The organism is Streptomyces sp. S.PB5, from assembly GCF_030403745.1.
Lineage (GTDB): Bacteria > Actinomycetota > Actinomycetes > Streptomycetales > Streptomycetaceae > Streptomyces.
Genome location: NZ_JAQMWP010000008.1, coordinates 156,593 through 180,320 on the forward strand (window position 1 = coordinate 156,593; position 23,728 = coordinate 180,320).

General features: G+C 73.6%; 16 protein-coding genes. 4 read left to right on the forward strand and 12 right to left on the reverse strand.

Annotated features, from left to right (window positions below):
• Nucleotides 1–18 precede the first annotated feature (18 nt).
• Together purH and purN are read right to left on the reverse strand one after the other, a co-directional pair.
• The gene (gene purH / locus PH203_RS21955; protein WP_289922057.1) at nucleotides 19–1,587 is read right to left on the reverse strand and encodes a bifunctional phosphoribosylaminoimidazolecarboxamide formyltransferase/IMP cyclohydrolase; all 1,569 of its coding nucleotides are present in this window, start codon (nucleotides 1,585–1,587) and stop codon (nucleotides 19–21) included.
• A complete protein-coding gene (gene purN / locus PH203_RS21960; RefSeq protein ID WP_289922058.1) occupies nucleotides 1,584–2,222 on the reverse strand; it encodes a phosphoribosylglycinamide formyltransferase in 639 nt (212 codons plus the stop codon). Before purN ends, purH begins: the two co-directional genes overlap by 4 nt.
• Nucleotides 2,223–2,596: 374 nt before the next feature.
• Between purN and PH203_RS21965 the strand changes: the two genes are divergently transcribed.
• Complete coding sequence (locus PH203_RS21965) at nucleotides 2,597–3,364, forward strand: hypothetical protein (protein WP_289922059.1); 768 nt, start codon at nucleotides 2,597–2,599, stop codon at nucleotides 3,362–3,364.
• Between the two features lie 407 nt (nucleotides 3,365–3,771).
• On the opposite strand, the gene PH203_RS21970 is transcribed toward PH203_RS21965, so the two are convergent.
• Nucleotides 3,772–5,880, reverse strand: a complete 2,109-nt coding sequence (locus PH203_RS21970) for a DUF6350 family protein (RefSeq protein WP_289922061.1) — start codon at nucleotides 5,878–5,880, stop codon at nucleotides 3,772–3,774.
• 96 nt (nucleotides 5,881–5,976) lie between these two features.
• Here PH203_RS21970 and PH203_RS21975 point away from each other — a divergent pair, with 96 nt between their 5' ends.
• Complete coding sequence (locus PH203_RS21975) at nucleotides 5,977–7,074, forward strand: helix-turn-helix domain-containing protein (protein WP_289922062.1); 1,098 nt, start codon at nucleotides 5,977–5,979, stop codon at nucleotides 7,072–7,074.
• An 85-nt stretch (nucleotides 7,075–7,159) separates the two neighbouring features.
• Here PH203_RS21975 and sucD read toward each other — a convergent pair whose 3' ends face one another.
• From sucD to PH203_RS22015, 8 genes are all read right to left on the reverse strand, one after another.
• The gene (sucD, locus tag PH203_RS21980) at nucleotides 7,160–8,044 is read right to left on the reverse strand and encodes a succinate--CoA ligase subunit alpha (protein WP_289922063.1); all 885 of its coding nucleotides are present in this window, start codon (nucleotides 8,042–8,044) and stop codon (nucleotides 7,160–7,162) included.
• A 19-nt stretch (nucleotides 8,045–8,063) separates the two neighbouring features.
• Entirely contained in the window at nucleotides 8,064–9,242 is a 1,179-nt protein-coding gene (sucC, locus tag PH203_RS21985; protein WP_289922064.1) for an ADP-forming succinate--CoA ligase subunit beta, read from the reverse strand.
• Between the two features lie 539 nt (nucleotides 9,243–9,781).
• Nucleotides 9,782–11,710: a hypothetical protein gene (locus tag PH203_RS21990; protein WP_289922065.1), complete on the reverse strand. Its 1,929-nt coding sequence runs from the start codon at nucleotides 11,708–11,710 to the stop codon at nucleotides 9,782–9,784.
• A 349-nt stretch (nucleotides 11,711–12,059) separates the two neighbouring features.
• Complete coding sequence (locus PH203_RS21995; RefSeq protein ID WP_289922066.1) at nucleotides 12,060–13,154, reverse strand: hypothetical protein; 1,095 nt, start codon at nucleotides 13,152–13,154, stop codon at nucleotides 12,060–12,062.
• Between the two features lie 330 nt (nucleotides 13,155–13,484).
• Entirely contained in the window at nucleotides 13,485–14,654 is a 1,170-nt protein-coding gene (locus PH203_RS22000) for a VWA domain-containing protein (RefSeq protein ID WP_289922067.1), read from the reverse strand.
• Between the two features lie 55 nt (nucleotides 14,655–14,709).
• Entirely contained in the window at nucleotides 14,710–14,862 is a 153-nt protein-coding gene (locus tag PH203_RS22005; RefSeq protein WP_289922069.1) for a hypothetical protein, read from the reverse strand.
• A complete protein-coding gene (locus tag PH203_RS22010) occupies nucleotides 14,859–17,897 on the reverse strand; it encodes a DUF5682 family protein (protein ID WP_289922460.1) in 3,039 nt (1,012 codons plus the stop codon). The genes PH203_RS22005 and PH203_RS22010 overlap by 4 nt, the downstream gene beginning before the upstream one ends.
• Nucleotides 17,898–18,315: 418 nt before the next feature.
• On the reverse strand, nucleotides 18,316–19,446 hold the full coding sequence (locus PH203_RS22015) for an AAA family ATPase (protein ID WP_289922070.1): 1,131 nt from the start codon (nucleotides 19,444–19,446) through the stop codon (nucleotides 18,316–18,318).
• A gap of 158 nt (nucleotides 19,447–19,604) precedes the next feature.
• Between PH203_RS22015 and PH203_RS22020 the strand changes: the two genes are divergently transcribed.
• Complete coding sequence (locus PH203_RS22020; RefSeq protein WP_289922071.1) at nucleotides 19,605–20,954, forward strand: SWIM zinc finger family protein; 1,350 nt, start codon at nucleotides 19,605–19,607, stop codon at nucleotides 20,952–20,954.
• 444 nt (nucleotides 20,955–21,398) lie between these two features.
• Nucleotides 21,399–23,006, forward strand: coding sequence for a DUF5691 domain-containing protein (locus PH203_RS22025; RefSeq protein ID WP_289922461.1), 1,608 nt, complete (start codon nucleotides 21,399–21,401; stop codon nucleotides 23,004–23,006).
• A 278-nt stretch (nucleotides 23,007–23,284) separates the two neighbouring features.
• Here the strand turns inward: PH203_RS22025 and PH203_RS22030 are convergent, their stop codons facing one another.
• Nucleotides 23,285–23,701 carry a cobalamin B12-binding domain-containing protein gene (locus PH203_RS22030; protein ID WP_289922072.1) on the reverse strand — a complete coding sequence of 139 codons (417 nt, stop codon included), beginning with the start codon at nucleotides 23,699–23,701 and terminating at the stop codon, nucleotides 23,285–23,287.
• Between the last annotated feature and the right edge of the window lie 27 nt (nucleotides 23,702–23,728).

Consider the following 23,728-nt stretch of genomic DNA (forward strand, 5'->3'; position numbering starts at 1 on the left):
AGGGCTCAGTGCAATGGCTCAGTGGAAGAAGTGCCGCGTCCCCGTGAAGTACATCGTCACGCCCGCCTTCTTCGCGGCCTCGACGACCAGCTCGTCACGGACCGAGCCGCCCGGCTGGACGACCGCCTTCACACCGGCCTCGATCAGGATCTCCAGGCCGTCGGGGAAGGGGAAGAAGGCGTCGGAGGCGGCGTACGCCCCCTGCGCGCGCTCGGCGCCCGCCCGCTCGACGGCCAGCTTCGCGGAGTCGACGCGGTTGACCTGGCCCATGCCGACGCCGACGGAGGCGCCGTCCTTGGCGAGGAGGATGGCGTTGGACTTGACCGCGCGGCAGGCCTTCCAGGCGAAGGACAGCTCGGCCAGTTCCTCGGGGGCGAGGGCCTCGCCCGTCGCCAGCGTCCAGTTCGCCGGGTCGTCGCCGTCGGCCTGGAGGCGGTCGGTGACCTGGAGCAGCGCGCCGCCGTCGACGAGCTTGAGCTCGACCGGGTTGGCGGGCGCGGCCGGGGCCTTCAGGACGCGGATGTTCTTCTTCTTGGCGAGGGCCTCCAGGGCCCCCTCCTCGTAGTCCGGCGCGACGATGACCTCGGTGAAGATCTCGGCGACCTGCTCGGCCATCTCCTTGCTGACCGGACGGTTGACGGCGATCACACCGCCGAACGCCGACAGCGGGTCACACGCGTGTGCCTTGCGGTGCGCCTCGGCGACGTCCGCGCCGACCGCGATACCGCAGGGGTTGGCGTGCTTGATGATCGCGACGGCTGGCTCGTCGTGGTCGTACGCGGCACGGCGGGCGGCGTCCGTGTCCGTGTAGTTGTTGTACGACATCTCCTTGCCGTGCAGCTGCTCGGCCTCGGCCAGACCGCCACCACTGCCGTCGACGTACAGGGCGGCGGGCTGGTGCGGGTTCTCGCCGTAGCGCAGGGTGTTCTGGCGCTCCCAGGTGGCCCCGAGGAAGTCGGGGAACTGCGACTCGTCGACCGGCGCGTAGGAGGACGCGAACCAGGAGGCGACCGCCACGTCGTACGAGGCCGTGTGCTGGAAGGCCTCGGCGGCGAGCCGCTTGCGGGTGGTGAGGTCGAAGCCGCCGTCCTTGACGGCCGCCAGGACATCGGCGTACCGCGCGGGGCTGGTCACCACGGCGACCGAGGGGTGGTTCTTGGCGGCGGCGCGGACCATCGACGGGCCGCCGATGTCGATCTGCTCGACGCACTCGTCGGGGGACGCGCCCGAGGCGACCGTCTCGCGGAAGGGGTACAGGTTGACGACGACCAGGTCGAACGGCTCGACGCCCAGCTCGGCGAGCTGCCGCTGGTGGTCCTCCAGGCGCAGGTCGGCGAGGATTCCGGCGTGCACGCGCGGGTGCAGCGTCTTGACGCGGCCGTCCAGGCACTCGGGGAAGCCGGTGAGCTCCTCGACCTTGGTGACGGGGACGCCGGCGGCGGCGATCCGGCCCGCGGTGGAACCGGTGGAGACGAGCTCCACGCCCGCCTCGTGCAGCCCGCGCGCGAGGTCCTCGAGGCCGGTCTTGTCGTAGACGCTGATGAGCGCGCGACGGATGGCCCGCTTGGCGTTGGTCTCGGCGGTCACTGGATAACTACCTTTCGTCCCTCAATGCGATAGCCGTTGCGGGCGAGCCGCCCCACGACATCCACGAGCAGCCTTCGCTCGACTTCCTTGATGCGCTCGTGCAGAGCGCTCTCGTCGTCCTCGTCCCGGATCTCCACCACGCCCTGAGCGATGATCGGTCCGGTGTCGACGCCGTCGTCGACGAAGTGGACGGTGCAGCCGGTGACCCTGGCTCCGTACGCGAGCGCGTCACGGACGCCGTGGGCGCCGGGAAAACTGGGGAGGAGGGCGGGGTGGGTGTTGACGAACCGCCCGCCGAACCGAGCGAGGAATTCCTTCCCCACGATCTTCATGAACCCGGCGGAGACGACCAGGTCGGGCTCGTGGGCGGCGACGGCCTCGGCGAGCGCGGCGTCCCACTCCTCGCGGGTCTCGAAGTCCTTGACCCGGGTGACGAAGGTCGGCAGCCCGGCGCGCTCGGCCCGGGCGAGCCCCTCGATGCCGCCGCGATCGGCTCCTACGGCCACGATCTCGGCACCGTAGGCCTCCGACCCGGCCTGGGCGATGGTGTCGAGCAGCGCCTGGAGGTTGGTGCCGGATCCGGAGACCAGCACGACGAGGCGCTTGGCCGACTTGGCCACGGGCTTGGCGGCCACGGTGGGGCCCTTTCTCGGGGGAGCGTTTCCGTACGGTCGGCCACACGCACGTTCGCTATGTACGTTCGTACGAATGCATCGCGCCCCGGGATACGGGGAAGTCTACGAAGCGGCCGGACGCCAGCAACGATACCGGCACACCGGGCGGCCCCCACGGGACGGGGGCGTGGCCGGAAGGTAGCGTCTGGGAAGGCCCGGGTCGGGAACGTGGTCGTCGTGCGGCGCGTTTCCGAAGTGAGGCTCACGCCAGAGAGCCGTACCGGAGAGTCGTTCCGACGACTGATCATCGCCGTGATCCGTCATCGGGACGTCGGAACACCTGCCACAACTTGCCGTAACACGTGTCATATCACCTAGGGGAAGACGCTCACTTGATGCCGGACCGCAGCCTGCGACTCCTCACGCTCCCCCCGCAGTCGGTGCAGGGAGGGGAGCGCCGCGGCGTGCTGCTGCGGGAGCGCCCCGCGTCACCGCCCGACGCCCCGTCGGACGACTCCGGCCGGAAGCCGGAGGAGGACAACCCCTTCGCCCCGCCGCCGGAGGGGACGCCTGACCGCCCCTGGCAGCCGCGGCGCCCGTCGGGCGACTCCTCGGGCGACTCGGACGGCGACGACACGCGCTCCCCCTGGGGCAGCCAGTGGAGCGACCGCCAGCCCGGCCGCGCCTCCGGCGGCGGCTTCGGTGAGCGCCCCGGCGCCGGTCCCGGCCCCGAGGGCGGTCCGGGCGGCACCGGCCCCGGCACGGGCATGCGCTGGGACCCGACCGACCCCGCCCAGCGCCGCGCCCGCTACTCCCTCCTGAGCGGCATGTGGGCCTTCTTCTTCGCCCTCTTCAGCTGGCCGTACGTGGCCCTGCTCCTGGGCGCCCTCTCCCTCTACTGGGGCATCAGCGCCCTGCGCGCCAAGCCCCGCACCCCCGACCCGGACGCCGCCGCCCCGGAGGGCCGCCCCCAGCGAACGGCCGCCATCAGCGGCCTGGTCACCGCCTCCCTGGCCGTCGCCCTGGTCGCCGCCACCTTCACCGCCCAGCTCGTCTACAGCGACTACTACACCTGCACGGGAGACGCCCTCACCAACGAGGCCAAGCAGTCCTGCACGGACCTTCTCCCGAAGGAACTGCGGACCGTACTGGGAACCGGCTGACGGGAGCGGGCCAAGCCTGACGGCTCGGGCGAGGGGGCCGGGCTGGGCACTGAGGCGTCGCCCCCGACGCTCAGCGCGCGCCCGGGGCGCGGGGCGGTACGCCCCGTGCGGGGCACTGGGTCGAAGCCCACCGCACGCCGCGGGCCTCTGCCGGCACTCGCCACGTACCGGGCAGCCGGCTGGCATTCGCCGTGCGCCGGGGCCGCCGAGACCCACCACGTGCCGGGTCTCGGGCCGGCAACCGCCGAGCACTGGGGGCACCGGTAAGCACCCACCACCTGCCTGGCCCGGGGCCACCCCTCGCCGAGCGCCGAACCCGTACGTCGGCACTCGCCCCGGAGCCGCCGGTCGGCACTCACTCCATGCCGGTCGGCGCTCGCCGCGGTGCCAGGCGCGGTGCCCCACCGTCACAGGTCCTCCGGGGGTTCCGCCGAGCCCGACGCCTCCTTGAGGGCCGCCCAGCGGGTCTCTCGGGTGGCGTTGTCGTGCCAGGGCGAGTTGGTCGCCGGGGTGGGGTGGGGGGCGGCGGGCAGGAAGTCGTACGGCTCGAAGGCGGGGTCGTCGTGGCGTGGGCCGTACGACGTGGAGGGCGCTGGGGTGGCTTCGCCGGCGTCCTTCTTCCGGGAGAACCCGCGGCGTGACGGACGCCCGGGGGCCGCCGGACGGGTCCGGTTCCGCCGCGAGAACCAACGGCCCGACCGGCCGGGGGGCGTGTTCGGCTGTTCCTGCGTCACATCGGCGCCCGGTTCTCGCGCCTCCGTCCACGACAGCTCGACGCCGGACTCCGCCGTCCCCGTCCCCGCCTCCGGACTCGCCTCGCCGCCCCCTTGCCCGAGCGCCTTAGCGCCGGCCCGCGCTGGTACAGCCGCATCCTCCGCCGGTTTCCCGAGACCCTTCTCCCCGCCCCCCTTAGGCTTCCGCACCCACCGCTCCCGGCATCGCCACGCCCGCAGTCCCAGCGCCGTCGGAACCGCCACCGCGGCGATCCAGGCCAGTGCCGCGGCCGCGGTCAGCCACCACACCGGCCCGAAGGATGCCAGCGCGCCCACACCGAGCGGCCCGCCCGCGAGGGCGGCGAGCACCGCGACGACGGCCGCGCACAGGGCGGCCGCAAGACCGGCGGTACCGGCGGTCCGACCGCGGGACCAGGGCATGACGGCCACGTGCCCGGACCGGGCGCCCACCTGTGCCGCACCGGACACCACGGCACGCCCGCCGGCCCTACCGCCAGACACACCACCGCCACCCTTGCCCGGCGCCCCGGCGACGCCGCCCGTGACACCTCCGCTTCTGCCCGGCCCTGCAAGTGACCCCCGGTCAACTCCAGCCGCGGCTCCTCCGCTTCCGCCCCGCCCCGCAAGGGACCCCAGGTCAACACCCCCGCCTCTCCCCGAGCCCCCCATGGACGCCCCGCTCCCCTCGTCCCGCCGTCCCCCGCCGGAGGCCCCCTCGCCCCCGGCCACCGCACTCGCCCCCCGGCTCGCCGCCCTCCCCACGAACCACCCCACCGTCACCCCGCCCACCACCGGCACCGCTCCAGCCGCCCAGTTCAGCCACGTCCCCGTCCCCGCCTGCGGGACCGCCGCCAGCAGGGGAAACGGTGGGAGAAGGGGGGCCGGGGCGGAGGACAAGGGCGCCACCATGTGGCCCGCGCCCAGCATGAAGCCGGGTCCGAGGGCGTACGAGGTCGCCCAGACCGCGGCGTTCGGCACCAGTGCCACGCACAGCAGCAGCACCGCGAACCGGCCCGACCAGCCCTCCGTCAGCTGCAGGAAGGAGAGCCGTGCCGCGCCGCCGTGCCAGACCAAGGACGCCGCCAGGAGCAGCGCGCCGCCGCCCACCAGCACCGCCACCCCCGCGAGCGCCGCCCGTGCCGCCGTGCCGTCGTGGAGCAGTCGCCGCAACCCCGCCGGCAGCAGAAGCAGCGCGCTGTCGACCGGCTCGCGCGGGCGGCCGTACGCCGTCCAGACAGCCGCGCCCGCCGCCACCGCGACCACCACCGGCACGCACATGCACGTCCACACCCACGACGGCCGCAGGTCACCCCCCGCCGCATACAGCGCGGCGCCCGCGCCGACGGCGAGATAGCCGAGGACGACCCCCGCGAACACCGTCCGCCCCGAACCCCTCGTCGCCTCGGCCTCGTCGTCCACCGCGTCCCGCGCCGCCCGGTACACCAGCCACGCCGGCACCACGACCAGCAGCAGCGGCGTGACACCCACCGGCGCGGGAACCCCGGACAGCGTGTCGGTGCGCACCAGCTCCGCCCCGTGCGCCAACAGCCACAGCGCCGCCGCGACATGCAGCGCGCCACCCGGCCCGCTGTCCGGATACGGCGAACTGATCCACAGGACCATCACCAGCACCGCGAACGAACCGAGCCCGAGCCCCGCCGCGAGCGCCCCGCCCAGGAGGCTCGCGGCGAGTCCGGGGCACCGGTCGCGCGCCCGGGTGAGCAGGGACGACGTGGCGGCACGGCGGGCGGTCATCTGGCGCATCTGGATCACGCCCGCCATGCTCCCAACGACACGCGCTTTCCCGTCGTAACAGGCGAACCCCCGAAGTGTCGCTCAATATACGACTATGTACTTTTCCGTACGGAGGGGCGCCCGGTGACGCAGAGCCCTGCCACCCCGCTCCCCCCGCCCAAAGAACGCCGACGCCTGCGCGAGGCCGGGTCGTTGACGCAGGCTCAGATCGCCGAACGGGTCGGTGTCACTCCCGAGACGGTCCGCGCATGGGAGTCCGGCCGCACGAACCCGCGGGGCCGGAAGCGGGAGGCGTACGTGAAGCTGCTGGACTCCTTGACGGACGTCGAGGCCGACACCGAGACCGGCACCGAGGCCCACACCGAGGCCGAGGTGACGGTTGCTCAGCAGGAGTCCGCCCCCGAACCCTCGGAACCGGCCGCTCCCCTGACCCCCGCTCAGGCCTTCGACGCGCTCTACGCCTTCTGCGCCCCCGCCCTCGTACGGCAGTGCTACCTGCTCACCGGGCGCCGCGAACTGGCCCGCGAGTCCGTCGAACGGGCCTTCCAACTCGCCTGGCAGCGCTGGCCGGAGGTGGCGGTCGACCGCGACCCGGCGGGCTGGGTGCGGGCCACGGCGTACGAGTACGCCGTCTCCCCCTGGCACCGCTTCCGCCCCCGCCACCGCCACCCCGAACCCCCGCCCGCCGACGCCTCCGACCGCGCCCTGATGGACGTACTCCTCCGTCTGCCGCCGCCGTACCGCCGCACGGTGCTGTTGTACGACGGGGTCGGCCTCGATCTTCCGGAGACGGCAGCCGAGACGGAGGCGAGCACGCCTGCGGCGGCCGGGCGGCTGGAGCATGCGCGCGAGGTGATCGCGGCGAGGCTGCCGGAACTGTCGGACCCCGTCGAGCTGCACCGGCGGCTGGCCGAACTCGCCTCCACGGAACGCCTGCGCGCGGCGAGACCGCCGACGGTCCGCAACGGGGGCGAACGCCGGGCCCGCTTCTGGACGCGGGCGGCGATCGCCTTCACGGTGGCCCTGATCGGCGCGACGGCCCTGACGGTACGGACGGCTCCGACGCATTACGAGCCACCGATCGCGCCGGGTGCGGAGATCCAGGGGGTGCCGCCGCAGGTGGCCCAGGGCCCGTTGTCGGAAGCGGAGTTCGACCTGAGGGAGAAACTGCGGGGTGAGATGACGAGCGGTCCGGAAAGGCTGCTGCCGCTGGGTCGTTAGCTGCGGGCACGCGGGCGAGCGAAAACGTCGGTGGGCCCGCCCCCACCCCGGGGAACGGGCCCACCGACGTTCAGCTCAGAAAGCTTCAGCCGGCCAGAATCTCGCGCGCCAGCTTCGCCGTCTCGGTCGGGGTCTTGCCGACCTTGACGCCCGCGGCCTCGAGGGCCTCCTTCTTCGCGGCGGCCGTGCCGGAGGAGCCGGAGACGATGGCGCCGGCGTGGCCCATGGTCTTGCCCTCGGGCGCGGTGAAGCCCGCGACGTAGCCGACGACCGGCTTGGTCACGTTCTCCTTGATGAAGGCCGCGGCCCGCTCCTCGGCGTCGCCGCCGATCTCACCGATCATCACGATCAGGTCGGTGTCGGGGTCGGCCTCGAACGCGGCGAGCGCGTCGATGTGCGTCGTACCGATGATCGGGTCGCCACCGATGCCGACGGCGGACGAGAAGCCGATGTCACGCAGCTCGTACATCATCTGGTACGTCAGCGTGCCGGACTTCGAGACCAGGCCGATGCGGCCCGGCTTGGTGATGTCGCCCGGGATGATGCCGGCGTTCGACTGGCCCGGGGTGATGAGACCGGGGCAGTTCGGGCCGACGATGCGGGTCTTGTTGCCCTGCGAGACGGCGTACGCGTAGAACGCGGCGGTGTCGTGGACCGCGATGCCCTCGGTGATGACGACCGCGAGCGGGATCTCGGCGTCGATCGCCTCGACGACGGCCGCCTTCGCGAAGGCCGGCGGGACGAAGAGGACGGATACGTTCGCGCCCGTCTTCTCGATCGCCTCGGCGACCGTGCCGAAGACCGGGATGTCGTTGCCGTCGATGTCGACCGACGTGCCCGCCTTGCGCGGGTTGACGCCACCGACGATGTTCGTGCCGTCGGCCAGCATGAGCTTGGTGTGCTTCATGCCCGTGGCACCGGTCATGCCCTGGACGATGACCTTGCTGTCCTTGTTGAGGAAGATAGCCATGGCTGTGTGTCCTCGTCCCTTACTTCGCAGCCGCGAGCTCGGCGGCCTTGTCGGCCGCGCCGTCCATGGTGTCCACGCGCTGGACCAGCGGGTGGTTGGCGTCGGAGAGGATCTTGCGACCCAGCTCGGCGTTGTTGCCGTCCAGACGGACGACGAGCGGCTTGGTGACTTCCTCGCCCTTGTCGGCGAGCAGCTGCAGCGCCTGGACGATGCCGTTGGCGACCTCGTCACAGGCGGTGATGCCACCGAAGACGTTGACGAAGACCGACTTGACGTCGGGGTCGCCGAGGATGATCTCCAGGCCGTTCGCCATGACGGCGGCGGAGGCGCCACCACCGATGTCGAGGAAGTTGGCCGGCTTCACGCCGCCGTGGTTTTCACCGGCGTACGCGACGACGTCCAGCGTCGACATGACCAGACCGGCACCGTTACCGATGATGCCGACCTCGCCGTCGAGCTTGACGTAGTTGAGGTTCTTCTCCTTGGCGGCGGCCTCGAGCGGGTTGGCCGCGTCCTTGTCCTGGAGGGCCTCGTGCTCCGGCTGACGGAACTCGGCGTTCTCGTCCAGGGAGACCTTGCCGTCCAGGGCGATGACGTCACCGGAGGCGACCTTCGCCAGCGGGTTGACCTCGACCAGGAGGGCGTCCTCCTTGATGAAGGTGTCCCACAGCTTGACAAGGACGTTCACGACCTTGTCGGCGACCTCGGCCGGGAACTTCGCGGCCTCGACGATCTGGCGGGCGACCTCGGGGGTCACGCCCACGTTGGCGTCGATCGGCGTCTTGGCGACGGCCTCCGGACGGGTGGCCGCCACCTCCTCGATCTCCATGCCGCCCTCGACGGACGCGATGGAGAGGAAGGTGCGGTTGGCACGGTCGAGGAGGAAGGAGACGTAGTACTCCTCCACGATCTCGGGAGCCGTCTCGGCGATCATCACCTTGTGGACCGTGTGGCCCTTGATGTCCATGCCGAGGATGTTGCCGGCGTGCTCCACGGCCTCGTCCGCGGTCGCGGCGAGCTTGACGCCACCGGCCTTGCCACGGCCGCCGACCTTCACCTGAGCCTTGACGACGGACTTGCCACCGAGGCGCTCGGTGGCTGCGCGGGCCGCCTCAGGCGTGTCGATGACTTCACCGGCCAGCACCGGTACATCGTGCTTGGCGAAGAGGTCCCTCGCCTGGTACTCGAACAGGTCCACGCGCTTCCGTCCCTATCAGTGATCTCGCGGTTCGTTGGATGCGTGGGCGTGCCGCGATGGGCAACGTGACGTCCGCCGTCTGTCACAAGGGAGGCGCACACGGTGTCCGAGCGCGCGGCATGTCCGTCTCGCAGGTTATCGCTGCTTGCAGGGGGCCTCTAAATCGAGGGTCACACCTGAGCGGTGATACCTGTCACACGATGCCGTGCTCACTGGCACGGTGTGCCAGAAGTGCGGGGCCTCACCGGGCTGGGGTTGACCCGGTGAGGCCCCTTGAACAGCCCCCTGAGGGGCGCGAGGCGGACGATCCCCACCCCGATGGGGACCACTCCGCCCCGTCCGCGGGGTTTCGACCGGACAAGCCGACGGCTTTCGGCCGTCCGGGTCGTGCGCCCTCGCGGAGTCGGTCGTCCCACCGCGGAGCCCGTCACGCCGGGCGCATCCGTGGCGCATCTGTGGCACATCTGTGGAGCGGCCAAGGCGCGTCCATGAGGTGCGTGGCGGGTGACGGTGCTCCCTGCGGTGCGGAGGAGGGCCGGTCAGATGTGGTCCGCGCCGCCGCCGTACTGCTGCGCGTAGCCCGGCTTGATCGACTCGCCGACGCCCTGGGCACCGGTGACGGCGTTCCCGGCGAGCGGGCTCACGCCGTCGGCCGTGTGCCCGGCGACGGGCGCGACCCGGCCGACGACCGGCTCCGCATCGCCGACGACGCCGTACGCGAAGGGCGCGACATCGCCCGCGACGCCGTACGCGAGGCCCTCGGCGCTCCCGCCGACGCCCCGCACGACGGGCCGGACGGTCCGGGCGACGGTGTCGACGACGGGCTCGACGGCACCGGTGACCCCGTGCGCGAAGGGCTGTACCTGGCCGGTCACGCCGTACGCCAGACCGCCGGTGCGCCCGACCACGCCGTACGCCAGGGGCGGCACGTCCCCGACGGTGGCCCGCACATCGCCGACGACGCCGTACGCCACCCCGCCCGCGTCCGCCACGGCCTGACCGGCGACCGGGAGCACGCCGCGCACGGCGGTGTGCGCGACCGGCGGCAGAACCGTCGCCGTGGCGTCGGCGGCGACCTGTCCGACGAGCCCGGTGGCGTACCCGGGTACGTCGGCGGCGACGCCGTCCACGACGGGGCGGACGTCGGCCACGGCACCGGTCGCGACGGGCGCCGCCCCGTGCACGGCACCCCCGGCGAGGTCCCCCACCTCCCCGACGACCGCACCGGCGACGGACTGAACGCCCCCGAGGGCGTCCGCGACGGTGCGCTGAACGCCGTGCACCGCTTCGGAGGCGACGGGGGCGACGCCGTCCACGGTGCCGGTGACGGCCGGGGTCACCCCGGCCACGGTGCGGGTCGCGACGGGCACGATCCCGGCGACGGCGTGCCCGACGGCCGGGACGACACCGTCCACGGCCTGCCCGGCGACCGGCAGCACGCCCTCTACGGCGGCGGTGGCCAGCGGGGGCACGGCGGCGGTGAGGGTCTCGTCGACGACGGGGGTGACGGTGCCGGGGAGGACGGTGACGGTGGCGAGGGCGTACCGCTCCGCGTGGGTGACGGTGCCGGTGGCGGTGCCAGCGGCGTGGCGGTGGATGCCGGTGACCGTGTCCGTGAGGTGGCCCGGGACGCCGGAGACGGTGGCCTCGGCGGCCGTCGTGGCGGTGGCGGCCCCGGTCCGGGCGGTGGTGACCGCTCCGGCGGTGCGGCCGTCGGCTCCGGTGACCGTCGTGGCGGCGGCGCCCTGCATACCCGCGGCCGTGCGGCTGGCGCCCGCGACGGTGTGCTGCGCCTTGGTCCGTACGACGCCGTCGACGCCCTGCGCCTGGGTGCGTGCCGCGGACTGGGCGGACTGGGCGGACTGGAGCTTGGTCTGGGCGGCTGCGAGGGCACGCTCCAGCTCGGGGGCGAAGGCGACAAGGGGGCCGAAGAGGTAGTCGACCTCGTCCTGCGGGGCGGTGGCGTCCGAGACGGTGGCCCGGGGCGTGGTGACCGTCTCTCCGGCCGTCGCCTTGGCCTTCGCCTGCGCGGCCCGGGCGGCCTTCGCGCCCTGGATGGCGGCGGCGCCCTTGATCTTCGAGGCCTTGCCGGTCGGGGCGGTCTGGGGGAGGGCGACGTTCGCGTCCACGTACTGGCGGGCCTGGTCGGCGGCGTCGGTGGCGGCGGTGTCGGCGGCGATGTCGGCGGGTGCCGTCCCCCGGGCCACACCGGCGGCCCCGGAGGCGGTGGACGTGGCGGTCGCGGCGGTGTCCTCGACCGTCGAGGTCACGCCGGACACGGTGTCCTGCACCTCGGAGACGACACCGTCGACCGTGTCGGCCACGGCGTCCGTGACATCGGTCGTCGTGTCCGAGGCGGACAGCGAGGAGGCGGGCAGTTCCTCGGCGCCTGCCGTGGTGGAGCCGAGCGCCCACGCGCCGGTGACGCCGGCGGCTATGACGATGGAGCGGCGGATGTTCTTGTTCATATGTGCGTCAGATCCTTAGATCCTGAGGGGTCCGATGCACCCGGGAGGACCTCTGCGGACGGCCTCCTGATCGCCGCGAGCGGCAGATCGCCGACCGGCTGCGACACCGGTGGGGTTCAGGAGGAGGTCCGTGACGGAGCTCCGGTGCTTCGGATGGCTGGGGACACGTCCGCTGCCGGTTCCGCCCGCGATGCCCCGAGGGGTCGGGGTCCTGCGGTGCCGGACGCGGCTTCGACGGTTTCCGTCCGGAGTTCACCGAGGTTCAGAGGTTCATCAGGGTGTCCGGACGGCGGGGCAGACCTGTTCCGCCCCCGCGCGGCAGGTCTACGGCGGGGGGAGAGCGCCTGCCCTATGCCGGCGAAACCGGAATGTCCCGGTGCCTGTCCCGGATCTCGAAGGCATCGGTACGCGCCACGGCACCGGCGACGAGCCGCAACGGTGCCCGGTGGTCCAGAGACACGGCGTGCGCGTCGCCGTACCGCGACGAACCGCTGTCCGCCGCCGACCGGTTGGCCAGAACGCCACCCGTGTCACCGCTCGGTGCCTGCGGTACGGGAGCGTGCGCGCCCTGCACGGCACGGTGTGCGCCGGTCCGTGTCGCCGTACCCGTGGTGGGGGAACCTGTGGCGGACGGCGGACCGTGGAAGGCGACGGTGCCCGTCTCCTTGCCGCCCCCGGAACGCTTTCCGACGTCGCCGCTGTCGCCGCCGTCGCCGCCGGGCAGGACCTGCACCGGGGACTCCGGCTGGGGAGTCGTCGTGACCGGCAAGGTCTGCCCCGGGAACGCGGGCAGCCCCGGCACGGTCGGCGGCTCGGGCAGCTCCGGCAGTCCTGGCAGCCCCGGCTCCCCGGGGTGGGACGGCAGGCCCGGCAACGACCCCAGCGGCGGCAGCTGCTCCTGCACCTCCGCCAGCCCCTCGGTCACCGCCTCCACCAGATCACCGACCGGCTGCAGCACCTTGCCGTCCACTACACCGACGACGTGCTCGGTCACCGGCCGGAGGACCTGATCGTCGACCGGGGCCGGAAGGAGGTCCGCGAGGGCGCCGCCCTTGGACGCGGTGCCGGAGCCGTTGCTGGTGCCGGAGCCGTTGCTCGCGCTATTGCCGGCGCTGGTGTCGGTACCGGTGTCGTCAGCCTCGGGTGCGGCCGAAGGTGCCGTGGCCTGAACGTCGCTCGTCAACGCCCGGACGCCATCCACCAGTTCCACCGAACCCGGCGACGGCCTCATCGGCTCGGCCCCGGTCGAGGCCGTCGTCGAGGCCGTCGCTGTCGCCGCCGGTACGCTCTCCACCGCACTCGCCGGTCCCCCACAGAGGAACCCGAGCGCGAACACCCCGCCCACCAGCAGCGCCACGCGCACTGCGACTCGCCGCGCACGCCGCCCGACCGCCGTGCGCAGGATGCGCAGAGCGGCACCGGGCAGTGCGGCCGGCCAGGTCAAGGGGACGAGTCCTCCCGTGCGGCGGAACGAATTACGCGTGACGAGCAACGAGTCGGCGCGACGCGGTAGGGACGAGCGGTGCGCGACGCACCGCTGACGAGGCACCGATACTCGCACGGTAGTGCGGAGGTTGCGCAAGCCCCCCGCGACCGATGCGACTCATGTCCGTTTCGCTGACCGAATTCGGATGTCACCGGGTCGACAAATCACCACCGATTTCCCGCCGTTCACCCGCCCACCGCCGGCCTGACCCAGCCCTGCCCCCCTGTCTCCTGCCTCCTGCCTCCTGCCTCCTGCCTCATGCCTCCTGCCTCCCACCCCTACGTCCCGTCACGCCGTGTCCGGTATCGGAAGGGGCCGCTTCTCGATCGCCGCCGCCATCACCTCCGGGAACAGATCCGGCGTACAGGCGAAGGCCGGTGCGCCCAGCGTGGCGAGCGCGGCCGCGTGCTCCCGGTCGTAGGCGGGCGCCCCCTCGTCGGACAGCGCGAGCAGCGTCACGAACTGCACCCCCGACGCCTTCATCGCCGCCACCCGCTTCAGCATCTCGTTCCGGATCCCGCCCTCGTACAGGTCGCTGATCAGCACGACCACCGTCTCCGCGGGCCGGGTGATCTGCGACTGGCAGTACGCGAGCGCCCGGTTGATGTCCGTGCCGCCGCCGAGCTGGGTGCCGAAGAGGACGTCGACCGGATCGTCGAGCTGGTCGGTGAGGTCGACGACCGCGGTGTCGAAGACGACGAGCCGGGTGTCGATGGACCGCATCGAGGCGAGCACCGCCCCGAACACGGACGCGTAGACGACCGACGCCGCCATCGACCCCGACTGGTCGATGCAGAGGATGACCTCCTTCTTCACCGACTGCGAGGCCCGCCCGTAGCCGATGAGCCGCTCCGGCACGATCGTGCGGTACTCCGGCAGATAGTGCTTGAGGTTGGCCGCGATCGTGCGGTTCCAGTCGATGTCCTGGTGCCGGGGCCGGCTGATCCGGGCGCTGCGGTCGAGCGCCCCGGTCAGCGTGGCCCGCGTCCGCGTGGCGAGCCGCTTCTCCAGATCCTCGACGACCTTGCGGACCACGGCGCGTGCCGTCTCCTTCGTCGTCTCCGGCATCGCCTTGTTCAGCGACAGCAGCGTGCCGACGAGATGTACATCGGCCTCCACCGCCTCCAGCATCTCCGGCTCCAGCAGCAGCGTGGCGAGCCCGAGCCGGTCGATGGCGTCCCGCTGCATCACCTGTACGACGGAGGACGGGAAGTACGTCCTGATGTCCCCGAGCCACCGCGCCACGGACGGCGCCGACGCCCCCAGCCCCGCGGAACGCTCCCGCCCCGCCGACTGTCCCTGCCGGTCCCCCTTTCCGTAGAGCGCGGCAAGCGCCCCGTCCATGGCGGCATCCCGCCCTCCGAGCGCACACCCGGTCCCGTCGGCGGCATCGCCCCCGAGCACCAACCGCCAGCGCCGCAACCGCTCCTGCGCGGCTTCCGTCACCTCGGCCGTCATCGCGCCACCTCCGCGCAGCTCGCCCGCGTGGGTGCGGGACCGGTCGTCTCGACTGTCATCCGTCGACCTCCTGGGGCCGCGCCCAGAGCGGCATCACCCTGACGATCGGCGGCCGGCTGTCGGCCACGACCAGTGCCCTTCGCTCGTCCCTGCCGGCGTCCACCGCTTCGGCCCGCTCCCTGGGTCCGCTCAGCACATCGGTTGTCATGTCCCCACCCCCATCAGCTCGTTGTCACCGTCTCCCTGGTCGCTGTCGGCACCCCCTGGGCCGCCGCTGTCACCGCCGTGTCCGATCCCGTCGTCGTCCAGCCCCAGCAACAGCCGGACCACCGGCAGCACGGCATCCGCCCGCGCTGTATCGAGGTCCCCGGCGAACCCCGGTATGCCGGAACCACCGTCCGCCGCGCTCCCCCGCTGCCCCGGCCCCCGCCGCACCAGCTCGCCGAGCGTCCGCCGCACCCCCGGCTCGTACGCCGAGAACGTCCGCCGCAGCAACGGCAGTACATCCGTGAACGCCTCCGCCGGAACCCCGGTGAGCCACGCGTCGACGAGCCCGAGCAGCCGCTCGTCGTGCACGAGCAGCATCCCGCCCCCGGCCCCGCCCCCGACGAACCCCTCGATCCACGCGGCCGCATCCGCCGGCGGCGTCCCCGGCGACAGCACGAGCCCCATGAGCCGCGCCGCCTCGTCCTGCCCCAACTCCCCGTCATCCAGCAGCAACCGCACGGCCCGCCCCCGAATGACCCCGGGCACGGTGTCCCGCCCCGACAACACCCGCAGCACGGCCCGCCACCGGAGACGGAGATCACCGTGCGGGGAACCGACGGCACCGGCCGGCACGACGCCACCCACGCCCTCCCCTCCGGCCACGGCACCCGCGTCCGGCACGGAACGCCTGGCCGCGACACCCCCGTCCGGCACGGGCCGCCCGGCCACCGCATCCCCCTCCGGTACCGACCGTCCCGTCACCCCCGCGTCCCCGAGCAACCCCACCGCCCCATGCACCGAGTCAACGTGGCGCCGCATCTCCTCCGCCGCCTCCGTGTCGAGCGCGGCGCAGGCCGGAGGGAGGCCGACAAAGACCCGTTCGGCGAGGCCCGCGGCGACCTCCGTCAAGGCGTGGGTGTCCGTGCCGCGCACGTCGCCGTAGCGGAGGGAGCGGACCAGGGCGGGGAGGGCCTGGGCTAGGTGGCCGACGTCGGCGTCGAGGGCGGCACGGTCGGCGAGGACCTGCATCACGACCGGGAGGGCGTCGGGCAGTCCGGCCAGCAGGCAGCGTTCGGCGAGCGCCGTGACGTCGGCGAGGCTCGGGGCGGCGACGGCGTCCGCCTCCGCCTTGGCGGTCGCCGCGGCGAGCACGGTCGTGCCCCACACCCCTGCTTCCGCGATCCGCACGGACAGTTCGGGCTCCCACCGCAGCCGCCATGTCTCCCGGAACGTCCCCGTGCTCCCCCGCGACGCCACCGGCTCGCCCCAGCCGACGCCGAGCAGCCGCAGTCGGTGCAGCAGCCTGCTCCGCCCGGCGTCGGTCTCCTTGCGCAGGTCGAGCTCCAACTCCCTCTCCAGCGCCTCCGGTTTGAGCCGCAGCCGGCGTTGCGTCCGGTCCAGGTCCCGCTGCAACGGCACCGCGGGCGCCGTCCGCGGCACCTCCCCGAGCACGTCCCCCACGACCAGCCGGTCCCGCACCAGCGCCAGCGGCACGTCCGAGCCCTCGCACATCACGGCCCGCACCGCGTCGGTCGTCTCGCTCAGCCCGGCCAGCGGGCGGCCGCGCATCGCCGCGAGCGTCTCCGCCAGCCGCACCGCCTCGATGACATGGGCCGAGGAGACGATCCGGTCCTCCTGCCGCAGCAGCCCCGCCACCTTGGTCATCCACCGCTCGACCGGCCGGTCCGGCGCGCTGAACAGATGCCCGTACCAACCCGGCGAGTCGATCCCGGCCCCGTACCCGCTGACCCGGGCCAGCCGCCGGTACGTCCACGGCACCCACGTCATGTCCGTCTTGACCTTGGGCAGCCCCTTCAGCAACGCCCGGTCGGCGGTGACGGAGCTCTTCCGCCGCAGCGCGGGCACGTGCCACGCCCCGCACACCACGGCCACCCCGCCCCCGAACTCCCGCTGGGCCGCCCGCACCTGGAGCCGCATGTACGCCTCCCGCACGAGATCCCGCTCATGCCCACCGCTCCCGTAGGTCTCGCGCAACGCCCCCATGGCCTCTTCGAGCACGACGAACGGCGCGAACGCATCCCCGTCCCCGATCCCCCGATGCTCGACGACGTCCTCCCACCACCGCTCGGGGTCGTCATAACCGGCCGCGTCGGCGAGCACGGCGAGGGGGTCAATACGGACATCGGCATCGCACGCCGGGTCCGGGGCGGGTCCGTCGGCATCGCGTGCCGGAGCCGGGGCGGGTCCGTCGGCAACGCGCACCGAGACCGGGACACGTCCATCGGCATCACGCGCCGGATCCAGAGCGGCTCCATCGGCATCACGCACCGGGCCCGGGGCAGATCCGTCGACATCACGCGCCGGACCCAGAGCGGCTCCGACGGCGCCACGCGCCGGATCCGGAGCAGGCCCGTCCGCGTCACGCGCCAGGCCCAGGAAGGCTCCCCCGACATCACGCGGCCGCCCCGACGCAACTCCCTCGGCACCAGGCGCCACCTCCGACGCAACTCCCTCGGCACCACGCGCCACCCCCGGCGCGGTTCCTTCGGCATCGGGAGCGCGGGAGGCAGGCGCCCCGGCCAGCTCACCGACCGGCCCGCCGACCGCGACGGAGTCGACCGCGACAGAGCCGGCCCCACCGGCACCCGCTCCCCCCGGCCCACCGGTTCCCCCGGACACCGCCCCGTCGGCCCGCTCCCTCACCGTCTCGTCGGCCGCGCCCCTCTCCCACGCCAGCGAGTGCGTCGCCGGCAAGTCGATGAACCGCGCCGGGACTTCGTGCTCCAGCGCCCAGCGGATCGCCACCCACTCCGGGGAGAACTCGGCCAGCGGCCAGAACGCCGACCGGCCCGGCTCGTCCACGGCATGGGCGAGGAGGGCGACCGGCGGCCGCATGTCCTCCTCGGCGGCCAGCGGGATCAGGCCGTCGGCCTCGGGCGGGCCCTCGATCAGAACGACCCGCGGCCGCGCCGCGTCCAGCGCAGCCCGTACCGCCCGCGCCGAACCGGGTCCGTGATGCCGCACGCCGAGCAGCAACGGCTCCGTGCCGACAGCGTCCGAGCTCGCGCGACCCACGGCCGCCTCGCTCACGTCACCGACGACCGCCCCGTTGCGTCCATCGGTCACGCCCGCCCCGCTCCCGCCGTCGACAGTCGCCCCCTTCCAGCCGCCCGCAGTCCCCCCGGCCGCGTCCTCCACCGCATCCCCGCTTCCCCTGCCCCCGGTCACCCCGCGCGAGTCGCTCACGGGCACCCCAGCCGCGACCACGTCCCCGCCCCTCTCACGTCCCGTCACACCGTCCCCCGCCTCTCCAGAACCACCGGCCGCGACCACCGGCCCGCTGAGGGGCGAGGCCATCACCGCCGCCCCGACGCCCCCGGCCGTCATGCGGGCTAAGCCACCCGCCCCTGACCGCCGCCCGAACCACCCGAGCCGCCGGACCCGCCCGAGCCCTGGCCCCCTCCCGGGCGCCCCCACCCCAGGTCGTCCCCGCTCATACGCTGACCTCCCGGCAGGCGCGGTAGAAGTCCTTCCAGTCGTCCCGCTCCCGCACGACCGCCTCCAGGTACTCCTGCCAGATGACACGGTCCGCCGCCGGATCGCGGACGACCGCGCCGAGGATGCCCGCGGCGACATCGCCGGCCCGCAGCACGCCGTCCCCGAAGTGGGCGGCCAGGGCGAGGCCGTTGGTGACGACGGAGATCGCCTCCGCCGTGGAGAGCGTGCCGCTGGGCGACTTGACCTTCGTACGGCCGTCCGAGGTGATTCCGTCGCGCAGTTCGCGGAAGACGGTCACCACGCGGCGGATCTCGTCGATCCCCTCGGGGACGGCCGGCAGGTCGAGGGAGCGGCCGATCTGGTCGACGCGCCGCGAGACGATGTCGACCTCGGCCTCGACGCTCTCCGGCAGCGGCAGCACGACCGTGTTGAAACGGCGGCGCAGGGCGCTGGAGAGGTCGTTGACCCCGCGGTCGCGGTCGTTGGCCGTGGCGATGAGGTTGAAGCCGCGGACGGCCTGCACCTCCTGCCCCAGCTCCGGTATCGGCAGCGTCTTCTCCGACAGGATCGTGATGAGCGTGTCCTGCACGTCGGCGGGGATACGGGTCAGCTCCTCCACCCGCGCCGTCATCCCCTGTGCCATGGCCCGCATCACCGGGCTGGGCACCAGCGCGTCTCGGCTCGGGCCGTTCGCGAGCAGCTGCGCGTAGTTCCAGCCGTACCGGATCGCCTCCTCCGGGGTGCCGGCCGTACCCTGCACCAGCAGCGTGGAGTCGCCGCTGACCGCGGCGGCCAGATGCTCGGAGACCCAGGTCTTCGCGGTCCCGGGCACGCCGAGCAGGAGCAGGGCGCGGTCGGTGGCCAGCGTGGTGACGGCGACCTCGACGATGCGGCGCGGACCCACGTACTTCGGTGTGATCACCGTGCCGTCGGACAGGGTGCCGCCGAGCAGATACGTCGCCACCGCCCACGGCGACAGCTTCCAGCGGGCCGGGCGCGGACGGTCGTCCTGCACGGCCAGCGCGGCGAGTTCGGCGGCGAAGGCGTCCTCGGCGTGCGGACGCAACTCCTCGGTCGGCTCTTGCTCTTCGGAATCGACGGGTACCGCGGCTACGGACACAGACATGGCTGAGAGCCCCCTCCAGCTCGGCCGGTTCGGATCTGGTGTCCACCGTGCACCACGCCACTGACAACGCGATGTGACCTGCGAAAACGCACTTTCGCGGCCTCGCGCCGTCGCCGCTGCGAGGACGATTGTCAGTGGTGGGTTCTACCGTCGAAGACATGACTCAGCAGGGGGTGCGCTGGAGCGCGGACCAGGTGCTGGCACTGGCGCCTGACGCCGCGTCACGCAAAGCGGGAAGCAAACTCGGGGCGGCGGGGCCGTGGTCCGAGGCGGGGAGTTCCGACGAGGGGACGGTGTGGGGGCTGTGCAAGGGGAGCGGGAGCCGGCCGTATCAGACGGTCGTCGACATCGCGGACGTGTCCGGGCCCGCGTACAAGTGCAGTTGTCCGAGCCGCAAGTTCCCGTGCAAGCACGCGCTCGGGCTGCTGCTGCTCTGGGCGGGGGGAGACGAGGCCGTGCCGCAGGGGGCGGCGCCGGACTGGGCGGAGGAGTGGATAGAAGGGAGAAGGAAGCGCGCGGAGGAGAAGCGGACCGCCCCGACGTCCGGTGGCGGCAACGGCGATCCGGAGGCCGCACGGCGTCGCGCTGAGCGCCGCGCCGGGCTGGTCACCGCGGGGGCGACGGAGCTGGAGCAGCGGCTCGCGGACCTGCTGCGCGGCGGGCTGGCCGGTGCGGAGCAGGCGGGGTACGGGCTGTGGGAGGAGACGGCGGCCCGCATGGTCGACGCCCAGGCGCCCGGGCTGGCCGCACGGGTAAGGGAGTTGGGGGCGATCCCGTCGTCCGGTCCCGGCTGGCCGGTGCGGCTGCTGGAGGAGTGCGCCCTGATCCATCTCCTGGACCAGGGCTGGCTGCGGCGCGAGCAGCTGCCCGCCGGGCTCGCGGCGACGGTCCGTTCCCGGATCGGTCTGCCCGCCTCGGCGGACGGCCCCGCGGCACGGGACCGCTGGTTGGTGCTCGCCCAGTACGACACGTCGGACGCCAAGCTGACCACCCGCCGGGTCTGGCTGCACGGCACCGACTCCGGCCGCACCGTCCTGCTCCTCTCCTACGGCGCCGCGGGCCGCGCCCCGGAACTCGCTCTGCCGGTGGGCCTGGTCCTGGACGCGGAGGTGACCGCCTACCCGGGGGCCGGGCAGCTGCGGGCCGCGCTGGGCGAGCAGTTCACACCGCCCGCGCCCGCGGCGACCCGCCCGCCGGGGGTGACGACGGCCCAGGCTGCGGCCCGCTACGGGACGGCGCTGCGGGACGACCCGTGGCTGGACTCCGTCCCGGTGACCCTGGACCGGGTCGTCCCGGCCCCGGACGGCGACAGCTGGCAACTGGCGGACGCCGACGGGGAGTCGGCACTCCCCCTCACCCCCGCCGCCCGCGCCCGCCCGGGCCTCTGGCGCCTGGTCGCCCTCTCCGGCGGCGCCCCGGTCAAGGTCTTCGGCGAGTGCGGCCACCGCGGCTTCACCCCGCTGACGGCCTGGCCGGAAGGGCCCGGCGAAGGAATACCGCTGTGCTGAACCGCCAGGACCGCGCGGCGCGCCTGCGTACCGCCGCCCGCGCGATCCGGGCCGGGGCCGGGACGGGTCCACCGCGCTCGCCGGCGCCCACTCCACTGTCATCGACCTGGGAGCAGACACGCACACCAACGTCCACGCCACGCGAGCCGACCGAACGGCATACACGGACACGGACAGCAACACGCACGTCACTCGCATCACGGCCAGGAGCAGGCACACGGACACGAACGTCTACGTCACTCAGGTCACTCACGTCACCCGCGTCGGCCGACGTGGCCGCATCGCCTCCACCGCGCACGCCGCGCACATCTCACGCACCGCACACCCCGCCGACGCCCACACCCACACCCACACCCACACCCACACCCACACCCACAGGCTCACCCGCCGCGCAATCCGTCCCGCACTCCGGGGCGCCCTACGGAAAGGACCCGCATGAACAGCATGTCCACACCTGTGGATGCGTCCGCGCAGGGCGTCTGGGAGGAGCTCGTCACCACCGCCCTGCTCGGGACGGAGCGGCGCACCCCGCCAGGTGGTGCGGTGGGGCGGGAGGCGCCGGTCGTGCTGCTGGACGCGGCGGCGGCGGAGACCGTGCGGCGGCGGGCCGGGTTGCGGCCCGCCCGGGCGGCGGCGCTGCCTGAGCCGGCCCCCGAGGACCCGCGCCCGGCGCTGCCCCGGGCGGCGGCCCGCAGGCTGGCGTTGCTGCTGGCCGACCGTCCGGGTGCGGGCGGCGGTGGCCGTCGGGGCACCGCGCCGGATCTCATGGAACTGCTGCCGCAGTGGCTCGCGGCGGCGAACGGGCAGGGTTACGCGGCGCCCGCGGAGGCACTGCCCGCGTTGCTGGACGCGGCGCGGGGGCGTACGGATCTGCGGCCGGCGACGCTCGCGTTCGCAGGGCCGCGGGCCATGTGGCTGGCCCGGCTGAACCCGGACTGGCGGTTCGCCCTGCGGGCGGCGCCGGGCGGGGACGCTGCGCCGCCGCAGGACGCCGAGCGGGTCCGACAGCTGTGGCAGGAGGGCCTGTTCGCCGAGCGGGTCGCGCTGCTCGCCGCGATACGGGCCCGGGAGCCCGCCGCCGCGCGCGAGCTGCTGTCGACGACATGGGCGACGGAGCGGGCCGAGGACCGGCTGATGTTCCTCGACTCGTTGCGGACGGGGCTCGGGGCGGACGACGAGCCGTTCCTGGAGCAGGCGCTGGCCGATCGGAGCCGCAATGTCCGGGCCACGGCGGCGGAGTTGCTCTCCGCGCTGCCGGGCTCGGCGCTCGCCGGGCGGATGGCGGCCAGAGCGGCGGCCTGCGTGGCCGTGGACCGTACGCGGGAGACGCCGGCGATCACCGTTGAGGCTCCGCACGAGTGCGACGCGAGCATGGAGCGGGACGGTGTGGTGCCCAAGGCTCCGGCGGGACGGGGTGAACGGTCGTGGTGGCTCGGGCAGTTGGTGGAGGCGGCGCCGCTCGGGACGTGGCCGGGGCGGCTCGGTGGGCGGACGCCCGCGGAGATCGTGGCGTTGCCGGTGACGGACGACTGGCGGTCCGAACTGCATGCCGCGTGGTGCCGGGCGGCCGTACGGCAGCGGGACGCGCTGTGGGCCCGCGCGCTGCTGGGAGCGCCGGGAGCGCCCGAGGCGGGTGGCCCCGGGGCGGTGTCCCTGGCGGAACGGGCGAAGTTGCTCGGCACGTTGGGCTCCGCCGAGCGGGCCGAGTGGGTGGCCGGGTTCATCTCGGCGCACGGGTTGTCGGAGGCGTTCCAGCTGCTCGGGGGGTGTGCGGTGCCGTGGGCACCGCCGCTCGGGCGGGCCGTGGTGGACGCGCTCAACATCGCGCGGGACGCGGGGAGTTATCCATGGAGTTTCAGTGGGGTGATGGGGCTGGCCGAGCGGTGTCTCGACCCTTGCGAGGCGGGTCGGCTCGAAGGGCTGACAGCGGTGCCGGACGAGTCGGAGGACGCGAGTCCCGGGGCGGGGGGCTACTGGGCGGAGGCGTTCCAGAGGCTGGTCACGACGCTGCGGTTGCGGGCGACCATGGCCGAGGAGCTGGGGGTGTCCTGATCACGCCGGCCGGCGGCCCCCACCGGCCCGTCCGGCGTTTCAGGGCAAGGCCGTTCGGGTCGCAGCAGGGCTCTGGGGGCGCAGCCCCCAGCAGCGGCGGCCTCTGCCCGACCGCACGTCGGAGCGGCCTGAGCGGAGCCGGTGAAGTCGACTGCGGTGACAGCGCCCTGAAGGGGCGCGGGGCCGTACCGGATGTGCGGCTCCGCAGTGTGGGCCCGACCGGCCACGACGGCCCCGCAGCCGACCGACAACCCCTCGCCGTAGATCCGGCGGAGCGCTCAGGCCCCGGCCGGCTCCTGCACGTTCGCCCGGACCCAGTCCACGATCGACTGAGTGGTCGCGCCCGGCGTGAAGATCTCCGCGACCCCCTTCTCCTTCAGGGGCGCGATGTCCGCCTCGGGGATGATGCCGCCGCCGAAGACGAGGATGTCCGCCGCGTCCCGTTCCTTCAGGAGGTCGATCACCGCGGCGAAGAGGGTGTTGTGGGCGCCGGAGAGGATGGAGAGTCCGATGGCGTCGGCGTCTTCCTGGATCGCGGTGTCGACGATCTGTTCGGGGGTCTGGTGGAGGCCGGTGTAGATGACCTCCATGCCCGCGTCGCGCAGCGCCCGCGCGATGACCTTGGCCCCGCGATCGTGGCCGTCGAGCCCCGGCTTGGCCACCACCACGCGGATCGGACCGGCTGCCACACCCATCACTGCCTCCATGAAGCGACTACACAC

Bases quoted from the DNA above. Each gene is read 5' to 3' on its own strand.
- PH203_RS21965 (WP_289922059.1), top strand. From the start codon at position 2,597: ATGCCGGACCGCAGCCTGCGACTCCTCACGCTCCCCCCGCAGTCGGTG.
- PH203_RS21970 (WP_289922061.1), bottom strand. From the start codon at position 5,880: ATGGCGGGCGTGATCCAGATGCGCCAGATGACCGCCCGCCGTGCCGCC.
- sucD (WP_289922063.1), bottom strand. From the start codon at position 8,044: ATGGCTATCTTCCTCAACAAGGACAGCAAGGTCATCGTCCAGGGCATG.
- PH203_RS21990 (WP_289922065.1), bottom strand. From the start codon at position 11,710: ATGAACAAGAACATCCGCCGCTCCATCGTCATAGCCGCCGGCGTCACC.
- PH203_RS22000 (WP_289922067.1), bottom strand. From the start codon at position 14,654: ATGACGGCCGAGGTGACGGAAGCCGCGCAGGAGCGGTTGCGGCGCTGG.
- PH203_RS22005 (WP_289922069.1), bottom strand. From the start codon at position 14,862: ATGACAACCGATGTGCTGAGCGGACCCAGGGAGCGGGCCGAAGCGGTG.
- PH203_RS22015 (WP_289922070.1), bottom strand. From the start codon at position 19,446: ATGTCTGTGTCCGTAGCCGCGGTACCCGTCGATTCCGAAGAGCAAGAG.
- PH203_RS22020 (WP_289922071.1), top strand. From the start codon at position 19,605: ATGACTCAGCAGGGGGTGCGCTGGAGCGCGGACCAGGTGCTGGCACTG.
- PH203_RS22025 (WP_289922461.1), top strand. From the start codon at position 21,399: ATGTCCACACCTGTGGATGCGTCCGCGCAGGGCGTCTGGGAGGAGCTC.
- PH203_RS22030 (WP_289922072.1), bottom strand. From the start codon at position 23,701: ATGGGTGTGGCAGCCGGTCCGATCCGCGTGGTGGTGGCCAAGCCGGGG.